Genomic DNA, 19,448 nt, shown 5'->3' with positions numbered 1-19,448 from the left:
TTGAGCGCGCGCCGCAAAGCCACGACGCAGGTATCGCGGCTGGCGCACCGCGCGGTTGGGACGACGGCTGCCAACCGGATGGTGCCGGAAGAGACGCCGGTGGCGTTCTCCTTTGCCGGCACCACGCATGCGGTGATGATGGCAAGCCCGGCCGATTTCGAGGATTTCGCGCTTGGCTTCTCGCTGACCGAAGGCATTGTGGCTGCGCCGGAAGAGATCGAAGCGATCGAGGTCGAGGACCATGGCGCCGGCATCGACATTCAGATCCGGCTGAAGGACCGAGCCAACACACGTTTCGAAGCGCGGCGGCGAAGGCTCGCCGGCCCGGTCGGCTGCGGGCTTTGCGGCATCGAATCGATCGAGGAAGCAATGCGCTCGGTCGATGCGGTTGGTACCTCAAGCCTTACGCTTGATGCCGACGACATCGCCCGTTCGGTCAAGCTTTTGTCCAAAGTGCAGCCGCTGCACACCGAGACCGGAGCGGTACACGCCGCCGGTTTCTATATGCCTGGCAAGGGCATCGTCATGGCGCGCGAAGATGTCGGCCGTCACAATGCGCTCGACAAGCTGGCCGGTGCGCTGGCCAGGGCCGGCATCGATGGCGCATCCGGTGCCGTCGTGGTGACATCCAGGGTGTCGGTCGAAATGGTGCAGAAGACGGCTTCTATCGGCTCGGCCTTCATCATCGCCGTCTCGGCGCCGACCGCCCTTGCCATCCGCACGGCGCAAGAGGCTGGCATGACGCTGGTGGCGCTGGTTCGCGGCGACGATTTTGATATTTTCACCCACCCCGACCGGGTGGTTTGCGGAGTTGCCAAGCATGTCGCATGACGAAGAACACATTATGAGCACCGCCGAGAAGCTGGTGCGCATGGCAAACCAGATCGCCGATTTCTTCCATTCCAAGCCGCGCGAGGAAGGCATTGCCGGCGTCGCCGAGCACATCAACAAGTTCTGGGAGCCGAGGATGCGGCGGCAGTTCTTCGAAATGCTGGACGACGGCACCGGGAACTTCAACGAGTTGGTGGTGGCCGCCTCCGCCAGGATCAGGCGGCCGATCACGCCGGCTGCGGCCGACCTCAAACTCGGACTCGAGCCCTCCCCTGCCGACGTCGCCGCCTCGCAGGAATAATCGCCAAGCCGCGCCGGCTTACATTCGTCATCGCTAAAGTTTAAGCTGCCGCATCCGCGCTGTTCTGCTATGGTTTGACGACCAGAAATCGTCAGGCCGGGGTGGAAATCTCGTGAGGCCGATCGAGACGCGATACGCCCGTAGCGGCGATATGAGGATCGCCTATCAGGTGGTCGGGCAGGGATCGCTCGATCTGGTCTTCGTGCCGGGCTTCATTTCCAACCTCGACCTGCACTGGGAAGACGAGGGCTATACCAGGCTCTTGAAGCGGCTTTCGGCATTCTCGCGGCTGATCCTGTTCGACAAGCGCGGCACGGGTCTGTCCGACCGCGTCGACGCGCATAACCTGCCCAGTCTCGAAACGCGGATGGACGATGTGCGCGCGGTTATGGACGCCGCCGGCAGCGGCCGTGCAGCCCTGCTCGGCTCCTCCGAAGGCGCGCCGATGGCGATGCTGTTCGCCGCCACCTATCCGGAGCGGACGCGGGCGCTGGCGCTCTATGGCGGCTATGCGCATTTCCACAAATGGGTGATGTCGCCCGAACGCCTCGACGCTTTCATCGAGATGGCGGAGACAGCCTGGGGCACCGGCGCCACTCTGCCCCATTTCGCGCCGAGCCGGGTCGACGACGCGCATTTCGCCCAGTGGTGGGCACGTTTCGAACGATTGTCGGCGAGCCCGACGGCGGCGGCGGCGCTGGCGCGCATGAACGCCGACGTCGACATCCGCCACATCCTGAACGTGATCAGCGCGCCGACGCTTGTGATTCATCGCCGCAACGATGCGCGGGTCGACCCCGATGCCAGCCGCTTCCTTGCACAGAAGATTCCCGGCGCCCGGCTGGTCGAGATTGCCGGACGCAACCATCCGATCTGGACCGGCGATGTCGACGGGGTGGCCGATCTGATCGAGGAATTCCTGACCGGCGAGCGCGCCGTAGGCGAAGTGGACCGCGTGCTGGCGGCACTTCTGGTGACACGCATCTACGATACGGCGCGGCTCGGCGACCGCATGTGGAGCGAACGCAGCCAACGCTTCCAGGAAACCTGGCGGCTGCTGGTCGGACGCCATGGTGGGCGCTCTGTGGGCCTGCATGGCGAGTTGATGATTTCGCGCTTCGACGGCCCGGCACGCGCCATACGCTGCGCGGCAGCCCTGCGCGAGGCGGCGCAGGAAATCGGCGTGGCAAGCGCGCAAGGGGCGCATGTCGGCGAGATCGAAATGCGCGGTCCGCCCGTTGGGATGACGGCGCGGGTGGCGATGCAGTTGGCCGCCCATGCCGGCCCCGGCGACATTATCGCGTCGCGTCTGATCGCCGATCTGGCGGCTGGGTCGGGCCTGCATTTCACCGACGCCGGGCGCATCAGCGTCGACGAGTTGGAGGAGCCGCTGGCGCTGGTCCATGCGACGTCCGAACAGCATCTGGAACCCGCCTGCCGGCCCAAACCCAGGGTTGCCGAGCCGGCCGCATTGACGGCGCGCGAAAGCGAGGTGGTGAGCCTCGTCGCCGACGGCAAGAGCAATGCCGCGATCGCCGCCGAATTGAGGCTGAGCGAACACACGGTCAAGCGCCATGTCGCCAACATACTGCTCAAGCTGGACCTGCCGTCGCGGGCGGCGGCGGCGGCGTTTTCGGCCAGGCACCCTGGCCCGCACGGGCCATGAGAGCCATGGCGCTTTCGGGCGAAGCGGCCATGGGCGGGTCAGCGCTATCAATTCTCTCCATGCAGGCCAGGCGGATGTCGTCGGGAAAGGTGCTGCGAACGGAGGAGGAAATGCTGACGTCGAACCAAACACTCAAATCGCTTGCGATAGCGGCAGGGCGCCAGCGATGAGGAGATCAAGGAGGCGGTGGCGATGTCCGCGATCGTGCGCCACTGGCCGACGATGCTCAACGGCAGTCAGGTCGATCTGACGACCTTCAAGAAGCAGGCCGACGACGTGTTCGCGGCCGTCAAGGCGAAGTCGCAGTAACAACCACTGCCCGGCGACGAGCGCCGGGCAGCCCTTCGACCATCAACCGCCCGGTCGCAAGACGGGCCAATGGAGGATGACATGCTGACCAAGACCCAAACAGTGGATGGCGCATCGATCAAGAAGGCCATCGAAACCCGTGACGGCAAGATGCTGTCGAGCTTCTATGCCGACGACGCGCTGGTGCGGGTGATCGACCGCAACAACCCGCCGAGCAAGCCGCGCGAGATCCGCGGACGCGCGGCGATCACCACATTCTGGGACGACATCTGCAGCCGGGCGATGACCCACAAGGTCGATACCACCATCGCCGACGGCGACAGTCTCGCCTTCACCCAGGCCTGCGCCTATCCGGACGGCACCAAGGTGTTCTGCGCGGCGATGCTGGAGTTGAAGGACGGGCGGATCGCAAGGCAGACCGTCGTGCAGGCCTGGGACGAGTAGACCAACAGCCGGTGGATCAACCGCGGCCTGGGCCGCAAACCTGGAGGAGAAGACGATGTTCAGCGCCAGATGGCAGATCGACGCCAAGTTCGGACACAAGCAGACCGTGCTCGACCTGTTGAAGAAATGGGAACGCGAGATCGGCTCGCAGGTCGGCATCGACGAGCTGGAATTCCAGATCATGACCGGTTCGATCGGCGCGCGGGAGGCGACGGTAGAGTCCCATCATCAGGTCGAAAGCCTGGCCCAGTTGGAGGCGTTCTTTGCCAAGATCGGCAAGATCGACGCGCATGCCAAATGGGGCAAGGAGATCGAGCCCTATGTCGTGTCGGGCACCAGCCTGTGGAATATTTACCGCATTGTGGAGTAGTGATTCTTCTCCTCGTTTCACGGGGAGAAGATGCCGGCAGGCAGATGAGGGGCGGAGCCGGCTTTGCCAGCGACGCGCTGCTCCTCATCCGGCCCTTCGGGCCACCTTCTCCCGTAAAACGGGGAGAAGGGAAGGCGCTAGCTGTGAGCCACCATCACATGGCGCACGGCGGTGTAGTCTTCCAGCGCGTAGAGCGACATGTCCTTGCCGTAGCCGGACTGTTTCAGCCCGCCATGCGGCATCTCGTTGGTCAGCATGAAATGCGTGTTGATCCAGGTGCAGCCATATTGCAGGCGGGCGGCCGTCGCCATGGCGCGCGAGACATCCTTGGTCCACACCGATGACGCCAGGCCGTAGTCGCTGTCATTGGCCCAGTTCACCGCCTCGTCGACCTCCGAAAAACGGGTAACCGAGACGACCGGGCCGAAGACTTCGCGGCGGACAATCTCATCTTCCTGCAGCGCGCCGGCGACGACGGTCGGCTGGTAGTAGAAGCCAGAACCCTCGCCCGGCTTGCCGCCGGTGGTGATCTCGATGTGCTTCAGTTCCGAGGCGCGCTCGACGAAACTCGACACGCGGTCGCGCTGGCGGCGGGAGATGAGCGGGCCGATCTCGTTTTCAGTGTCGTCGGGACGGTTGTACTTGATGGTCGAGACGGCCGAGGAGAGATCGGCGACGAGTTTGTCGTAGATCTTCTTGCCGGCGTAGATGCGGCAGGCGGCGGTGCAGTCCTGGCCGGCATTGTAATAGCCGAAGGCGCGCAGGCCGTTGACCACGGCACCGAGGTCGGCGTCATCGAAGACGATGACCGGCGCCTTGCCGCCGAGCTCGAGATGCGTGCGCTTGACCGACTTGGCAGCCGCCTGCAGCACTTTCTTGCCGGTGGCGACGTCGCCGGTGATCGAGATCATGTTGACCTTGGGATGATTGATCAGCGTGTTGCCGACGCTGTCGCCGCGGCCGAGCACGACGTTGACCACGCCCACCGGCAGAATATCGGCGAGGATTTTCGCCAGCTTCAGCGCCGTCAGCGGTGTCTGCTCGGATGGTTTGAAGACGACGGTATTGCCGCCGGCGATCGCCGGCGCCAGCTTCCAGGCCATCATCATCAGCGGGTAGTTCCACGGCGCGATGGAGGCGACGATGCCGATGGCATCGCGGCGGACCATCGAAGTATGGCCGGGAATGTATTCGCCGGCCACGACGCCCGGCATCGAACGGACGGCGCCGGCGAAGAAGCGGTAGCAGTCGACGATCGCCGGGATTTCGTCATTGAGCACAGCGTTGATCGGCTTGCCGCAATTGAGCGCCTCGAGCGTGGCGAACTCCTTCGCGTCTGTTTCGATGCGGTCGGCGATCTTCAGCAAATAGCCGGAGCGCTGCGCCGGCGTGGTGCGCGACCACAAGACGAACGCCTGTTCGGCGGCGGTGACCGCCGCCTCGATCTGCGCCTGGCTGGCCTCGGGCAGGCTGAGGATGGTCGCCCCGGTCTTTGGATTGAGGATCGGCTCCTCGGTCTCGGTGCCCTTCTCGAATTTCGAGCCGATCAGCATCTGGGTGTCCATTGGATTCTCCCTTAACAGGAGCGAGTAGCGAGTAGCTGAAAGCGAGCAGGGTTGACCGTCGATGATCCCTACTCGCTGTTCGCTACTCCCTATTCGCTGTTTTTCATTTCCCACTTCCGGCGATCTGGTCGCCGTCACGGGTGAGGTAATAGGCGGCAAGGATCGGCAGCAGCGTCACCAGCACCACGACCATGGCGACGACATTGGTGACCGGGCGCTGGCGCGGACGGATCAGCTCTTCCAGCATCCAGATCGGCAGCGTCTGCTGCTGGCCGGCTGTGAAGGTGGTGACGATGACCTCGTCGAAGGACAAAGCGAAAGCCAGCATGCCGCCGGCAAGCAGTGCCGTGGCGATGTTGGGCAGCACGACATGGCGAAAAGTCTGAAAACCGTCGGCGCCGAGATCCATCGAGGCCTCGATCATCGATCCGGAGGTGCGGCGGAAGCGGGCGACGGCATTGTTGTAGACGACCACCACGCAGAAGGTGGCGTGGCCGAGCACGATCGTCCAGAACGAGAACGGGATATCGGCGAGCGAAAAGGCCGAGCGCAGCGCGATGCCGGTGATGATGCCGGGCAGCGCGATCGGCAGGATGACCAGCAGCGAGATGGTTTCGCGGCCGAAGAATTTTGTCCGCGACACCGCCGCCGAACAGAGCGTCCCGAGGACCAAAGCAATCGCAGTCGAGATGGAGGCAACCCTGACCGATAGCGACAGCGCCTGCCAGACATCCGGCCGGTTCCAGGTCACGGCGAACCATTGCGTGGTCAGCCCTGGCGGCGGCCAGACGAAGCTCTTCTCCTCGGTGGTGAAGGCGTAGACGAAGATCAGCAGGATGGGCAGATGCAGGAACAGCAGGCCGCAGGCGGCGGCTATCTTCAGGCCGAGCGGAGCCGACTGGGAACCATCAGAGCGCATCGAAGGCCCCCATGCGCTTGGCGCCCCAGAGGTAGAAGCCCATGATGACGATCGGCACCACGGTGAAGGCGGCGGCGAGCGGGATGTTGCCGGCGGTGCCTTGCTGCGAATAGACCGCCTGGCCGATGAACAGCCGCGAGGTGCCGATGATCTGCGGGATGATATAGTCGCCGAGCGTCAGCGAGAAGGTGAAGATCGACCCGGCGACGATGCCCGGCAGGGCCAGCGGGAACAGCACGTTGCGGAAAGTCTGCCCCGGAGAGGCGCCGAGGTCGGACGAGGCCTCGACCAGATTGCCCGGCACGCGCTCGATCGCCGCCTGTACCGGCAGGATCATGAACGGCAGCCAGACATAGACGAAGACGATGAAGGTGCCGGTGAACGATACCGACAGCGAATTGCCGCCGACGATCGGCAGCGACAGCCAGGCGTCGAGAACCCACAACAAATGCAGCTTGGCGAGGAGCCAGGTGAGGATGCCCTCCTTGGCCAGGATCAGCTTCCAGGCGTAGATCTTGACCAGATAGCTCGACCACAGCGGCAGCATGATGCCGAGATAGAACAAGGCCTTCCAGCGGCCGCGCGCATAACGTGCCGCGTAATAGGCGATGGGGAAAGCGATGACGGCCGAGGCCAGCGTGACCAAGGCCGCCATCGTCACCGTGCGCAGGATGATGTCGAGATTGGCGGCCTGGAACAGGTCGCCATAGGTCTTGAGCGTGAACTCACGGTTGATAAGGCCGGAAAACTCGTCGATGGAGAAAAAGCTCTGCGCCAGGAGCGCAAACAGCGAGCCAATATAGACGATACCCAGCCACAGAACCGGAGGCAGCAGCATGAGCAGCAGCAGGACCTTCGGCTTGCGCCAGAAAAGGTCCGATAGCGCGCCGCGCAAGCCGCCGCTGCCGGGCAGGATGGCGGGCGCTGTTGCACGCATCATGGCGGCGTCGAGGCTCATGCCGGCTCGTCCATCAGATGCAGGTGCTCGCGGTTGAAGGTGAGCACCACCGCCTCGCCTTCCCCAGGCAAGGCCGTGCCGGCGGGCACGATGGCGTGCAGCCGCAGCCCGTCGGCGTCGAGCGCCAGCTTCGTCGTGGCGCCGAGATAGTTGGTCGAGACGAGGCGGGCGGATACGCCTTCGCCACTTGTGCCCGCGCTGGCCGCGCGGCCGACACGAATGGATTCAGGGCGCAGGCTGCCCCAGCGATGCTGGCCGGAATAGCGCTGGACGAAATCCGGCGGCAGCACGTTGGAGGAGCCGACGAAATCGGCGACGAAGCGCGTCTTCGGTCGCTGGTAGATATCCTCCGGCGTGCCGATCTGCATGATCTTGCCGTCGTTGAAGACAGCGACGCGATCGGCCATCGACAGCGCTTCGCCCTGGTCGTGGGTGACGAAGACGAAGGTGATGCCAAGTGCCTTCTGCAGCGACTTCAGCTCCTCTTGCATGTTCTCGCGCAATTTGAGGTCGAGGGCGCCGAGCGGCTCGTCGAGCAACAGCACCTTGGGCTGGTTGACCAGCGCACGGGCGAGCGCCACGCGTTGGCGCTGGCCGCCGGAAAGCTGGCCGGGCCGGCGGGCGCCGTAGCCGGGCAGCCGCACCAGTGACAACGCCTCTTCCGCCGCCTTGTGCCTGCCAGGCTTGCCGACGCCCTTGACCATCAATCCGTAGGCGACGTTGTCGAGCACGTTCAGATGCGGGAACAGCGCATAGTCCTGAAACACGGTGTTGACGTTGCGGCGATAGGGCGGCACGCCTTCGGCGCGTTCGCCGAAGATCGAGATCGAGCCCGAAGTCGGCTGCTCGAAGCCAGCGATGAGGCGCAGGCAGGTGGTCTTGCCTGAACCGGACGGCCCGAGCATGGCGAAGAATTCGCCGGGCACAATGTCGAGATCGACAGCGTCGACAGCGCGCACGCTGCCGAAATGGCGCGAGGCTTTCTGGAAGGAGACGGCGGAGGTCATGGGCTGTCCTGATCTGTCAGGCAAATCAATTCGGGCTGCGGTGCAGCGTTCTTCTAGCTCAGGCGTTTGCGCTGCCCCTCATCCGCCTGCCGGCACCTTCTCCCCGTATAGTGACGGGGAGAAGGGAAGCGCTCCAGCGCTGACGCCCCCCTCTCCCCGTTCTTCACGGGGACGGGTAAGGGTGAGGGGCAGCGCTATGCTCTTACCGCCCGCCGATGACGCCGATATAGTCAGACACCCAGCGGTAGTAGGGCACGCACTGGTCGTTCTGAGTGGTGCATTTCGACACCGGCGTTTTCCAGAACTTGATCTTGTCGAAATTCTCGTAGCCGTTCGTCTTGCAGCCTTCGTCGGTCAAAAGCTCATTGCCCTTGCAGGCGGCGGGCACGACCGGCAGCGAACCGAACCAGGCAGAGACATCGCCCTGCACCTTAGGCGACAGCGAATGTTCCATCCACATATAGGCACAGTTGGGGTTGGCCGAGTCGGCTTCCATCATGGTGGTGTCGGCCCAACCGGTGGCGCCCTCCTCCGGGATGGTGGAAGCGACCGGCTTCTTGGCGGCAACCAGCGTGTTGACCTGATACGGCCACGAACCGGAAGCGACGACGCCTTCGTTCTGGAAATCGTCGACCTGGATGGCGGCGTCATGCCAGTAGCGGCCGACCAGCGTGCGCTGGACGCGCAGCAATTCAAGTGCAGCCTTGTACTGGTCCTCGTTCAGTTCGTAGGGATCCTTTATGCCGAGTTCCGGCTTGTGGAACATCAGATAGTTGGCCGCATCCGCAATGTGGATCGGTCCGTCATAGGCCTGGACGCGGCCCTTGTTGGACTTGCCGTCCGGCAGCTTCATTTCCTCGAAGACGATGTTCCAGCTCTTGGGAGCCTCCTTGAACACCTCGGTGTTGTACATCAGGACGTTGGGACCCCACTGGTAGGGAACGCCGTAGTGGGCGCCGCCGACGGTGAACCACGGCGCGTCCTTGAGGCGCTCGTCGACCGTCTTCCAGCTCGGGATGAGATCGGTGTTGATCGGCTGTACGCGCTTGCCGGCAACGAGGCGCAGCGAGGCATCACCCGAAGCGGTGACGAGGTCGAAGCCACCCTCATTCATCAGCGAGACCATCTCGTCGGAGGTGTTGGCCGTCTTGACGTTGACTTTGCAGCCGGTCTCCTTCTCGAAGGAGGTCACCCAGTCATAGCCCTTGTCGGTTTCGCCGCGCTCGATATAGCCCGGCCAGGCAACGATGTTGACCTGGCCTTCGCCCTTGCCAAGTTCCTTGACCTGGGCGACGGCTTGACCGGAGAAGGTCAGCGCGACCGTCAGAGCAGTGCATGACTTCAGGAATGAATTCATTGTCGATCTCCCATTTAGGCGCCTGGCCCCGAAGGCCGGTTTCGGTCTTCGCTAGGGGTCACGCGCGGACTGAAAACTGTCAGTTCGTCCGTTGGGCTTGATGCCGCTCTGATGGCGGCTTTGGTCCCTGAACCGAAAGTGCTTTGAAAATTCCGGTTTCGCAAATTCATTTATCAGAAGGGCGATATCGGTTTTTCCGATAGGTTGCAGCCGATCTCTCAGGGACGCTGGCGAACCGTCCGCTGCGACTGGGCAAGGCCGATGAAATCGCGCGCGGCCTGCGGCAGACCGGAGCCGCGCCGCCAGACCATGCCGACCTGGACCACCGGCAAGGAGCCGGAAATATCGCGCGATTCGATGCGGTCGCCTTCCAGCGACCAGGGCCGGTAGACGAGGTCGGGCAGCAGCGCCACGCCGGCGCCGGTGGCGACGAGACTGCGCACGGCTTCCACGGAACGGGTGCGGAAGGCGACATGCGGCTTGGCGCCGATTGCCGTCAGCAGCTTGCCGGTATTCTCCTCGATCTCGTCGACGGTCAGCATGATCAGCGTTTCGGAGGCAATGTCGCCAATGCTGATGATGTCGGCGCCGACGAGCGGATGACCGAGCGGCAGCCACAGCCGATAGGCCGAGACTTCGAGGATTTCCGACTGCAACGCGGTGCGGTCGCGCAAATTGGAGGTGACCATGACGGCAATGTCGAGCTTGCCGCCAATCAGGAGGTGTTCGAGATAATCGCCATTGTCCTCGATGGCAGAGACCTCGACGCCGGGATAGGCGCGACGGTAGCGGGCGAGCAGATCCGACAGCACATAACCGGCAACCAGGGAGGTGACGCCGAGCTGCAGCCGGCCGGCCGCCACCGTCTGCTCGCCGGAGAAAGAGCGGCGCGCGTCGGAAACGTCCGCGAGGATCTTCGTCGCGTGGCGCAGGAACTGGTGGCCCTTGTGGGTGATGTTGAGGCCACGCGGATGGCGTTCGAACAGTTCGACGCCGAGATCGCTTTCGAGCTCCTTGATCGCTTCGGTGACCGACGACTGCGAGATTGACAGGTTCTGCGCGGCGCCCGAAACCGTGCCTTGCTCGGCGACGGCGATGAAGAACTGCAACTGGCGGATGGTGAAAGCCATGGCCGGACTAAACACGGCGGACGCGATGCTGGGAAGTGGCAACCGGCGAACACTTGACGGCTTCGCCAATCGTAACTAACTAAGTTACATGAAACGCAACAGCCGACTGTCCTCGACCTTGCACATTCTCGTCCACATGGCCGAGAAGCCCGAACAGGCGCTGACCTCCGAGCAGCTTGCCACCTTCATTCACACCAATCCGGTCGTGGTCCGCCGCACCATCGCAGGCTTGCGCGATGCCGGCATCGTCACCTCGTCGCGCGGGCACGGTGGCGGCTGGCTGCTCGGGCGGGCGCCCGAGAAAATATCCCTGGCCGAGATCAGCGTCGCCCTTGGCGAGACGCTGCTGCCGTTCAGCACCGAGCCGGAAAGCCCCGGCTGCCTCGTCGAGCAGGCGGTGATCGCCGTGCTCGACGATTTTCGCATCGCCGCCGAAAGGCTGCTGGCGGAGAAGCTGAGCAGCATCACGCTGGCCGACCTGACCGCCGATTTCCGCCGCCGTTTTGATCTCATTGGAGTCTCCAGCCATGCAGTATGATCTTGCCGTCGTCGGCGGCAGCTTTGCCGGCCTGTCCGCCGCCATCCAGGTGGCGCGGGCAGGACGCAAAGTGCTGGTGATCGACGCCGGCCAGCCGCGCAACCGCTTTGCCGAGCATTCGCACGGCTTCCTCGGACAGGACGGGCGCGCGCCCGGCGCAATCCTGGCTGACGCAAGGCGGCAGCTGCTGGCCTATCCGACAGTTAGGGTTGTCGACAGGCGTGCCGACAAGGCCGTTGCTGCCGGCAGCAGCGATTTCGAAATCACCACCGATGGCGACGAGACATTCGGTGCCGCACGATTGGTTCTGGCCACCGGGGTACGCGATATCCTGCCGGAGGTTGCCGGGCTTGCCGAGCTCTGGGGCAGGAGCGTGCTGCACTGCCCCTATTGCCACGGCTACGAGGTTTCCGGCGGGCCGCTCGGCGTGCTCGCAACCGGCCCGATGTCCCTGCATCAGGCACAGCTGATCGCCGATTGGGGCGATGTCACACTGTTCGGCAATTGCCTGTTCGAGCCTGACACAGAGCAGATGCGCGCGCTGGAGAGCCGAAAGGTGCGGTTTGAGCCCACCAGCGTTGCCGAGCTAAGGGAAGACGGCTCCGGCGGGTTGATCGTCCGCCTCGACGACGGCAGAAAGGCCGGCGTCAGGGCGATGTTCACCGCTCCGCGCAACATCATGGCCAGCCCGCTGGCCGAACAGCTCGGCTGCGGCTTCTCCGAAGGCCTCCTCGGCCCGGTGATATCAGTCGATGACAGGCAGCAGACGACCGTGCCCGGCGTCTACGCCGCCGGCGACGCGGCACGTTCGATGCACAATATTGCCTTTGCGGTATCGGGTGGCGCCTTTGCGGGCGTCTGCGCCCACCAGTCGCTGGTGTTCGGCTAGAACCCGGCTTCCTCGCCGGCGATGCTGAGCCGCGCGCCGGCCTGGGCCAGGGCGGCAGCCAAGTCGTGCGGCGGCGAGCGGTCGGTGGCGAGTTCGGAAAAGCTGTCGAAGCCGCAGACCTGGACCAGACCAAGACGGCCGAATTTCGAGTGATCGGTGATGACCAGGGATCGCTGACCGCGCGACAGCACCATGCGGGCGAACTCGGCCTCATCCAGATCAAAATCCATGACGCCCATCACCGCGTCGACGCCGCCGGTGGAAATGATGGCGTGGCTGACCGAGAAGCGACTGACAAAATCGATTGCCGAGGCACCGAAAGCAGCACCGGAATCGCTGCGCAGCTCGCCGCCGGCCATATAGACCTTGTTGCCGTTGATGGTGGCCAGCGTGCGGGCGATGTCCGATGAGTTGGTGACGACCGTCAGGCGCCGGTGGCCAAGCAGTTCACGCGCAAGGAACGAGGTTGTCGTTCCGGTGTCGAGCATGATCGATTCCCCGTCGCGGATGGTGGCGGCGACCATGCGGGCAATGACGCGCTTGGCATCGGCGTTCTCACGCATGCGCCGCTCGAAGGGCGCTTCGCCGATCATCGACGGCAGGCCGATGGCGCCATGCATCTTGAGGACAGAGCCGTCACCAGTCAGTGGCTTGACGTCGCGGCGCACCGTCTCCAGCGACACGCCCAGCCGGTCGGCCAAACTGGCGATGGTGACGGTGCCCTCTTCCTGCAGGAGACGCAGGATCTCGCCGTGTCGTTTGGACTGGGCCATCTGGTTTCCCGAACTGATGCTCCTGACCGATTTTAAGGTAATTCAAGTGCTTTTAAAGGAACTACCTTATGCTTTCAGGCAAAATACCCAAAAAAAGTCACACCTTTTTATTGACAAGCGGGCAGCCCTGGCGTGAAATCGAAGACATCAACAGGCTTCAGATCTGCGGCTGGGGCAGAGCCGCAACTCAGCGATCAGGCCGTTTGGAACGTGCCTGTTCAAGGAATTTTCAGGTCCGCGGGGGCGGATGCCGGGCTCAAAAACCTGGCCAAGGGGCTCGTCGGTGCGGTGCGGGATACCGATCCTGGCGTCCCGCACCGACGAGATTATTTACGTTTTTCCCGCCATCGTTGCGCTGTTCACGGCGCCTTGTCGAAGCCCAGCAAACCAGGGATGTTCCGTGACCGCCGAAGATCGCATCCGCGCCCTGCCCTGCTGGACCGGTGGCATCGAGATCGCACCGCTGCCCGGCGGCCTGAGCAACGCGAATTATGTGGTCACGGACGCGGCCGGACGACATGTCGTGCGCTTCGGCAAGGACTATCCGTTCCACCATGTCTTTCGCGAGCGCGAGGTTATGACCGCGCGGGCGGCGCATGCCGCCGGTTTCGCGCCAGCCGTCCGCCATGCCGAACCGGGCATCCTGGTGACGGAATTTCTCGGTGCGAAAACCTATCTGGCGGAAGACGTGCGCGCCAATCTCGGCCGGGTCGCGGCCCTGATGCGCGCCTTCCACCGGGAGATGCCCAATCACGTCTCGGGCGCCGGCTTCATGTTCTGGGTGTTCCATGTCATTCGCGACTATGCGCGCACGCTTGAAGAAGGCGGCAGCCGCAAGCGCAGCGACTTGCCGCGCCTTTTGACACTGGCCGACGAACTGGAGCGCGCGCAGAAACTGCTGCCGATCGTCTTTGGCCATAATGACCTGTTGCCGGCCAATATTCTCGACGACGGCAACAGACTATGGCTGATCGACTTCGAATATGCCGGCTTCAACACGGCGATGTTCGACCTCGCAGGCGCCGCCTCCAACGCCGGCATGAGCGACGAGGAATCCTTTGCCTTCCTGACCGCCTACTTCATGAAGGAACCGGACGAGGCGATCCGCCGTTCGCACGCGGCCATGCAATGCGCCTCGCTGCTGCGCGAGGCGATGTGGAGCATGGTCTCCGAGCTCTATCTCGACGCGCCGGGCATCGACTACGTCGCCTACACCGAGGAAAACCTCGCCCGGCTCGACGCGGCACTGGAAAACTACCGGACAAAATACGGGATACAGAAATCATGACATTGCCGAGCCAGGCCGCCATCGTCGTCATCGGCGGCGGCATCATCGGCTGTTCGACGGCCTATCATCTGGCGCGCGACCACAAGGCTGACGTGGTGCTGCTGGAGCAGGGCAAGCTGACCTCGGGTTCGACCTGGCATGCCGCCGGCCTTGTCGGGCAATTGCGCTCGTCGGCGTCTATCACCCGCGTGCTGAAATACTCCGTCGACCTCTACAAGGGACTGGAGGCCGAGACCGGTCTCGCCACCGGCTGGAAGATGACCGGTTGCCTCAGGCTCGCCACCAACGCCGACCGCTGGACCGAGTACAAAAGGCTGGCGACGACAGCAAAAAGCTTCGGCATGGACATGCAATTGCTGTCGCCGGACGAGGTGAAAAGGATGTGGCCGCTGCTGGAGACCGGCGATCTCGTCGGCGCCTCCTGGCTGCCGACCGACGGCCAGGCGAGCCCCTCCGACATCACGCAGTCGCTGGCCAAGGGCGCGCGCATGCATGGCGCCAAACTGCTCGAGGATGTTCGCGTCACCGGCTTCGAGATGAAGGACGGCCGCATCACGGCGGTGAAGACCAGCAAGGGCGACATCGCCTGCGACAAGGTGGTCAACTGTGCGGGCCAATGGGCGCGGCAAGTGGGGGCCATGGCCGGCATCAACGTGCCGCTTCAGCCGGTGAAGCACCAGTACATCATCACCGAGAAGATCGACGGTCTGGCGACCGACGCGCCGACCATCCGCGACCCTGACCGACGCACCTATTTCAAGGAGGAAGTCGGCGGGCTGGTGATGGGCGGCTATGAGCCTAACCCGCAGGCCTGGGCGACTGGTCTCCCCGGCGACGACGTTCCCAATGATTGGGAATTCAGGCTGTTCGACGACGACTACGACCATTTCGAGCAGCACATGAGCCAAGCGATCGCGCGTGTGCCGGCGCTGGAAACCGTCGGCGTCAAGCAGATGATCAACGGGCCGGAGAGTTTTACGCCGGACGGCAATTTCATTCTCGGCACAGCGCCCGAATGCGCCAACATGTTCGTCGGCGCCGGCTTCAACGCCTTCGGCATCGCCTCGGGCGGCGGCGCTGGCTGGGTGCTGGCGCAGTGGGTGGTCGATGGCGAAGCACCGCTCGACCTGTGGGTGGTCGACATCAGGCGCTTTTCCAACCTGCACCGCGACCGTCAGTGGGTCTGCGACCGCACGCTGGAGGCCTATAGCAAACACTATACGATCGGCTTTCCGCATGAAGAGTACGCCAGCGGGAGGCCGCGCATCGTCTCGCCGCTGTACGAGCGGCTGAAACAGCAGCGCGCCGTGTTCGGCTCGAAGCTCGGCTGGGAGCGGCCGAACTGGTTCGCGCCCGAAGGCGTCGAGCCGCAGGACATCTATTCGATGGGCCGGCAGAACTGGTTCGCGGCGGTCGGCGACGAACACCGGCATGTGCGTGAAAAGGTCGGCATTTTCGATCAATCGTCTTTCGCCAAATACGAGCTGAGCGGGCCTGATGCGCTGAAGGCGCTGGACTGGATCTGTGCCAACGACGTCAGCAAGCCGGTCGGCCGGCTGACCTATACGCAGCTTCTCAACACGCGCGGCGGTATCGAAGCTGATCTCACTGTGGCGAGGCTGGCCGAGGAGAAATTCTATATCGTCACCGGCACCGGTTTCCGCACGCATGATTCCTCATGGATCAGCGATCATATCGGCGAAGGGCTCGATGCCAGGCTTGTCGACGTCACCGAGGATTTCGGCACGCTGTCGCTGATGGGTCCTCGGGCGCGCGACGTGCTCTCGGCGGCGACCGGAGCCGACGTGTCGAGTGCCGGCTTCCCGTTCGGCCATGTGCGCGAGATTACCATCGCCGGCCGCACGGTTCGGGCACTACGCGTCACCTATGTCGGCGAACTCGGCTGGGAACTGCATGTGCCGATCGCGGCCACCGGCGAAGTCTTCGACGCACTGATGGCGGCAGGCGAGAAGCATGACATCCGACCGGTCGGCTATCGGGCGCTGGAATCGCTAAGGCTGGAAAAAGGCTATCGCGCCTGGGGCTCTGACATCACCCCCAACGATACGCCGCAGGAAGCCGGGCTCGGTTGGGCGGTCAAGCTGCGCAAGAACACCGATTTCGTTGGACGGCGCGCGCTGGAGAAGACCAGCGGCGCGGCACTGAAGAAACGCTTTGCCGGCTTCACGGTCGACGACCCCGAGATCGTGCTGCTCGGCCGCGAAACCATCCTGCGCAATGGCGAACCGGTCGGTTATCTCAGCAGCGGCGGTTACGGCTACACGCTGGGCAGGAACATCGGCTACGGCTATGTGCGCAACGCCGACGGGGTGAGCGATGATTTTCTCGCTTCCGGCGACTATGAACTGGTGGTTGCGATGGAGAGGACAGCGGCCAATATCCACCTCGAGCCGATGTATGATCCGGCAGGCGCCAGGGTCAAAGCGTAGGTCAAATAACGCGCAAAGCGAGGCCGCGGCTTGGTACCGTGTCGGCCTCGCCGGGCATCGAGACGTAAGGACGCGTTTCCTCGACGCGGGTGACGAGGCCTTGCGCCTCGATCTCGCCGACACGCGTGGCAAAGCCGGCATCCCACAGCGTGTTCTTGACCGTCAGCACGATCACGCCGCCCGGCCGGCAGATGCGGATTAGCTCGTCCAGCCCTTCGACGCCGACATGACCCGATGTGAAGACGCCGGCCGAGATTATCCCGGCATAGGCATCATCGGCAAAGGGCAGATGACCGCCGAGCGCAAGGCAGTGGAGCGCGGAATAGACGCCCTTGCGGGCCGCCTGATCCAGCATGCCTTGTGAAATATCGAGTGCCTCGACCAGGGGATAACCAGCAATATCAAGCCATTCGCCGATGAGCCCGGTGCCGGCCCCGGCATCGAGCAGCGGTGCTGAACCGCGCGGCAGATGGCGGGCCAGCAACGCAAGGCAGATCGTCGGATGGCGATAGCCGGCGGCCGACATGTCGGCGTCATAGGTTTCCGACCAGCGGTCATAGAGTGCAGCCACCTCTTCGGGCCGTTTTGCCGCGTAGGCCGCGCCGAGCGCGCCCTGATGTTTGCTGTCCGCCACTTTTATCCAGTCCGCCAATTTTTGATCTCGCAGTGATGATAGCCAAAGCGCGAAAATTGTGGAACCGTCGCTGCGACAAATAACAGCGTGGGGGCGCAGGCATGGTGACAGACGAGGCGCGTGCGGCACTGGACGCCATTCCCATGCTGGCCGGCTACAGCGGGCCGCTGGAACGGCTGGGCGGCCTCACCAATCTCGTCTTCAAGGCCGGCGACTTCTGCCTGCGCATTCCCGGCAAGGGCACCGAGGAATACATCAACCGGGCCAACGAAGCGGTGGCCGCGCGCGAAGCTGCAAAAGCGGGGGTCAGTCCCGAGGTGCTGCATGTCGACCCCGGTACCGGGGTGATGGTGACACGCTACATCGCCGGCGCCGAAACGATGTCGCCGGAGAAATTCCGGACACGTCCGGGCAGTCCGGCACGCGCCGGCGAAGCCTTTCGCAAGCTGCACGATTCAGGCGCGGTGTTTCCCTTCCGCTTCGAATTGTTCGCGATGATCGACGATTACCTCAAGGTGCTGTCCACCAAGGAGGTCGCCCTGCCCGCCGGTTATCATGACGTGGTGCGAGACGCCGAGAGCGTCCGCTCGGCGCTGGCCGCCCATCCGCTGCCGATCGTCGCCTGCCACTGCGATCCGCTGTGCGAGAACTTTCTCGATACTGGCGAGCGGATGTGGATCGTCGACTGGGAATATTCGGGCATGAACGATCCGCTCTGGGACCTTGGCGACCTCAGCGTGGAGGGCAAGTTCGACGCCGCCCAGGACGAAGAGATGATACGCGCTTATTTCGGCGGCGAGGCGAGGCCGGCGGAGCGCGGCCGCATCGTCATCTACAAGGCAATGTGCGACCTGTTGTGGACCTTGTGGGGGCTGATCCAGCTCGCCAACAACAACCCGGTCGATGATTTTCGCGCTTATGCGGATGGCCGTTTCGCTCGCTGCAAGGCGCTGATGGAGACGCCGGAGTTTTCGCGGCATCTGGCAGCAATACACCGGGACTGAGCCTGGACTAACTCACGCCCTTCGGCACGTTTTCGGGCGGCACAGTGATCTCGACCACTTTCTGGCGATGGAAGATGAACAGGCCGGCGAGAACAACGATGGCCGAGCCGATCAGGATGCGCGGACCGGGAACGTCGCCGAAGAACACCAGGCCGAACACCACCGCCCACAGCAGCAGTGTGTAGTGCAGCGGCGCCAATGTCGAAGCCGGCGCCAGCTTGAGCGCCCTGGTGATCATCAGGTGGGCGCCGCAGGAGACGATACCGAGCAGCAGCATGGCGCCGAGATCGAGTGCCGACGGCGTCTGCCAGGCGCCGATGGTCAGCACACCGCCGACCAGCAGCGTGCCGATGGTTTGCCATGTCACCAGATTGGTGTCGCTGGTGCCACGCAGGCGGCGGTTGAGGATGATGGCGAAGGCGAAGGAGATGCTGCCTACCAGCGCAAAACCCGATGACAGCGAGAACGCCGCCGAGGACGGTTTCAGCATGATCAAAACGCCGCAGAAGCCGAGCAGGATCGCCATCCAGCGGCGCCAGCCGACCTTTTCGCCAAGCAAGAGGTGCGAGAGTGCCGCAACGTAGATCGGCCCGGCCATGTAGAAACTCATCACATCGGCAAGCGGCAGATAGACCACGGCGGCATAGAAGAGCGCGGTGTCGAGCGTGGTCATCACCACCCGCAGCAGCTGCAGCTCCAGACGTTCCATGCGAAACAGCTTGGCCGGGCCCTGATTGGCGATCATCGGGCCGAGCACGAAGAAGGCGCCGATAGAGCGGATCAGCACCACCTGACCGACGGAGAAGCTGGCCACCAGCCACTTGCCCATGGCGTCGTTCAGCGCAAACAGGAAGTCGCCGGCCAGCATCAGCAGAATGCCGGCCAGAAGCACATTCCTGATCGTCGAACTCTGCGCCACGGGCTGCGTCATGCCGATCCCGATTCCTCCCTAGTAAGCCGCGTCGTAGACGGAAGCGGCGGCTTTGACGAGGAGAAAACCGGAAATCGGCAAGGC

At 63.7% G+C, this 19,448-nt stretch carries 19 protein-coding genes and 1 pseudogene; 11 read left to right on the top strand and 9 right to left on the bottom strand.

What is annotated here, in order from left to right:
• The 6 genes and pseudogenes from fdhD (at position 1) to AC0L24_RS12195 (ending at position 3,921) form a co-directional block, all read left to right on the top strand.
• Entirely contained in the window at positions 1-831 is an 831-nt protein-coding gene (gene fdhD / locus AC0L24_RS12220) for a formate dehydrogenase accessory sulfurtransferase FdhD (protein ID WP_292680983.1), read from the top strand.
• Positions 821-1,132 carry a formate dehydrogenase subunit delta gene (locus AC0L24_RS12215; RefSeq protein ID WP_023811684.1) on the top strand — a complete coding sequence of 104 codons (312 nt, stop codon included), beginning with the start codon at positions 821-823 and terminating at the stop codon, positions 1,130-1,132. Before fdhD ends, AC0L24_RS12215 begins: the two co-directional genes overlap by 11 nt.
• Positions 1,133-1,244: 112 nt before the next feature.
• On the top strand, positions 1,245-2,798 hold the full coding sequence (locus AC0L24_RS12210; RefSeq protein WP_292632214.1) for an alpha/beta fold hydrolase: 1,554 nt from the start codon (positions 1,245-1,247) through the stop codon (positions 2,796-2,798).
• A gap of 156 nt (positions 2,799-2,954) precedes the next feature.
• Positions 2,955-3,107: pseudogene (locus AC0L24_RS12205) on the top strand (carboxymuconolactone decarboxylase family protein); the annotation flags it as partial.
• An 81-nt stretch (positions 3,108-3,188) separates the two neighbouring features.
• Complete coding sequence (locus AC0L24_RS12200; protein ID WP_127267880.1) at positions 3,189-3,551, top strand: nuclear transport factor 2 family protein; 363 nt, start codon at positions 3,189-3,191, stop codon at positions 3,549-3,551.
• A 55-nt stretch (positions 3,552-3,606) separates the two neighbouring features.
• The gene (locus AC0L24_RS12195; protein ID WP_127267881.1) at positions 3,607-3,921 is read left to right on the top strand and encodes a hypothetical protein; all 315 of its coding nucleotides are present in this window, start codon (positions 3,607-3,609) and stop codon (positions 3,919-3,921) included.
• A gap of 137 nt (positions 3,922-4,058) precedes the next feature.
• On the opposite strand, the gene AC0L24_RS12190 is transcribed toward AC0L24_RS12195, so the two are convergent.
• From AC0L24_RS12190 to AC0L24_RS12165, 6 genes are all read right to left on the bottom strand, one after another.
• Complete coding sequence (locus AC0L24_RS12190; RefSeq protein ID WP_127808092.1) at positions 4,059-5,486, bottom strand: gamma-aminobutyraldehyde dehydrogenase; 1,428 nt, start codon at positions 5,484-5,486, stop codon at positions 4,059-4,061.
• 103 nt (positions 5,487-5,589) lie between these two features.
• A complete protein-coding gene (locus tag AC0L24_RS12185; RefSeq protein ID WP_127267883.1) occupies positions 5,590-6,405 on the bottom strand; it encodes an ABC transporter permease in 816 nt (271 codons plus the stop codon).
• Entirely contained in the window at positions 6,395-7,345 is a 951-nt protein-coding gene (locus AC0L24_RS12180) for an ABC transporter permease (protein ID WP_210214668.1), read from the bottom strand. Before AC0L24_RS12180 ends, AC0L24_RS12185 begins: the two co-directional genes overlap by 11 nt.
• Before the next feature lie 14 nt (positions 7,346-7,359).
• Positions 7,360-8,370 (bottom strand): ABC transporter ATP-binding protein, encoded by a 1,011-nt coding sequence (locus tag AC0L24_RS12175; protein WP_127808094.1) that lies wholly within the window; start codon positions 8,368-8,370, stop codon positions 7,360-7,362.
• Between the two features lie 202 nt (positions 8,371-8,572).
• Positions 8,573-9,727: an ABC transporter substrate-binding protein gene (locus AC0L24_RS12170; protein WP_127808095.1), complete on the bottom strand. Its 1,155-nt coding sequence runs from the start codon at positions 9,725-9,727 to the stop codon at positions 8,573-8,575.
• 218 nt (positions 9,728-9,945) lie between these two features.
• Positions 9,946-10,857: a LysR family transcriptional regulator gene (locus tag AC0L24_RS12165; RefSeq protein WP_127808096.1), complete on the bottom strand. Its 912-nt coding sequence runs from the start codon at positions 10,855-10,857 to the stop codon at positions 9,946-9,948.
• Positions 10,858-10,945: 88 nt separating this feature from the next.
• On the opposite strand from AC0L24_RS12165, the gene AC0L24_RS12160 reads away from it, so the two are divergent.
• Positions 10,946-11,395 (top strand): RrF2 family transcriptional regulator, encoded by a 450-nt coding sequence (locus AC0L24_RS12160; protein ID WP_127330683.1) that lies wholly within the window; start codon positions 10,946-10,948, stop codon positions 11,393-11,395.
• Positions 11,385-12,284: an NAD(P)/FAD-dependent oxidoreductase gene (locus tag AC0L24_RS12155; protein WP_127808097.1), complete on the top strand. Its 900-nt coding sequence runs from the start codon at positions 11,385-11,387 to the stop codon at positions 12,282-12,284. The genes AC0L24_RS12160 and AC0L24_RS12155 overlap by 11 nt, the downstream gene beginning before the upstream one ends.
• On the opposite strand, the gene AC0L24_RS12150 is transcribed toward AC0L24_RS12155, so the two are convergent.
• Positions 12,281-13,057, bottom strand: a complete 777-nt coding sequence (locus AC0L24_RS12150) for a DeoR/GlpR family DNA-binding transcription regulator (protein WP_027039687.1) — start codon at positions 13,055-13,057, stop codon at positions 12,281-12,283. The genes AC0L24_RS12155 and AC0L24_RS12150 overlap by 4 nt on opposite strands.
• Positions 13,058-13,457: 400 nt before the next feature.
• On the opposite strand from AC0L24_RS12150, the gene AC0L24_RS12145 reads away from it, so the two are divergent.
• Together AC0L24_RS12145 and AC0L24_RS12140 are read left to right on the top strand one after the other, a co-directional pair.
• Complete coding sequence (locus AC0L24_RS12145) at positions 13,458-14,345, top strand: phosphotransferase family protein (RefSeq protein WP_127382604.1); 888 nt, start codon at positions 13,458-13,460, stop codon at positions 14,343-14,345.
• Positions 14,342-16,795, top strand: coding sequence for a GcvT family protein (locus AC0L24_RS12140; RefSeq protein ID WP_127808098.1), 2,454 nt, complete (start codon positions 14,342-14,344; stop codon positions 16,793-16,795). Before AC0L24_RS12145 ends, AC0L24_RS12140 begins: the two co-directional genes overlap by 4 nt.
• A 1-nt stretch (position 16,796) precedes the next feature.
• Here the strand turns inward: AC0L24_RS12140 and AC0L24_RS12135 are convergent, their stop codons facing one another.
• Positions 16,797-17,429, bottom strand: coding sequence for a class I SAM-dependent DNA methyltransferase (locus AC0L24_RS12135; protein WP_164873721.1), 633 nt, complete (start codon positions 17,427-17,429; stop codon positions 16,797-16,799).
• A 101-nt stretch (positions 17,430-17,530) separates the two neighbouring features.
• Between AC0L24_RS12135 and AC0L24_RS12130 the strand changes: the two genes are divergently transcribed.
• Positions 17,531-18,433: a phosphotransferase family protein gene (locus AC0L24_RS12130; RefSeq protein WP_127267471.1), complete on the top strand. Its 903-nt coding sequence runs from the start codon at positions 17,531-17,533 to the stop codon at positions 18,431-18,433.
• Between the two features lie 7 nt (positions 18,434-18,440).
• Here AC0L24_RS12130 and AC0L24_RS12125 read toward each other — a convergent pair whose 3' ends face one another.
• Positions 18,441-19,364 (bottom strand): DMT family transporter, encoded by a 924-nt coding sequence (locus AC0L24_RS12125; RefSeq protein WP_127808100.1) that lies wholly within the window; start codon positions 19,362-19,364, stop codon positions 18,441-18,443.
• Between the last annotated feature and the right edge of the window lie 84 nt (positions 19,365-19,448).

This window comes from Mesorhizobium sp. WSM4809, from assembly GCF_055811655.1.
The sequence above is the reverse complement of the archived record's forward strand: the minus strand, read 5'-3'. Positions and strand labels throughout refer to the sequence as shown.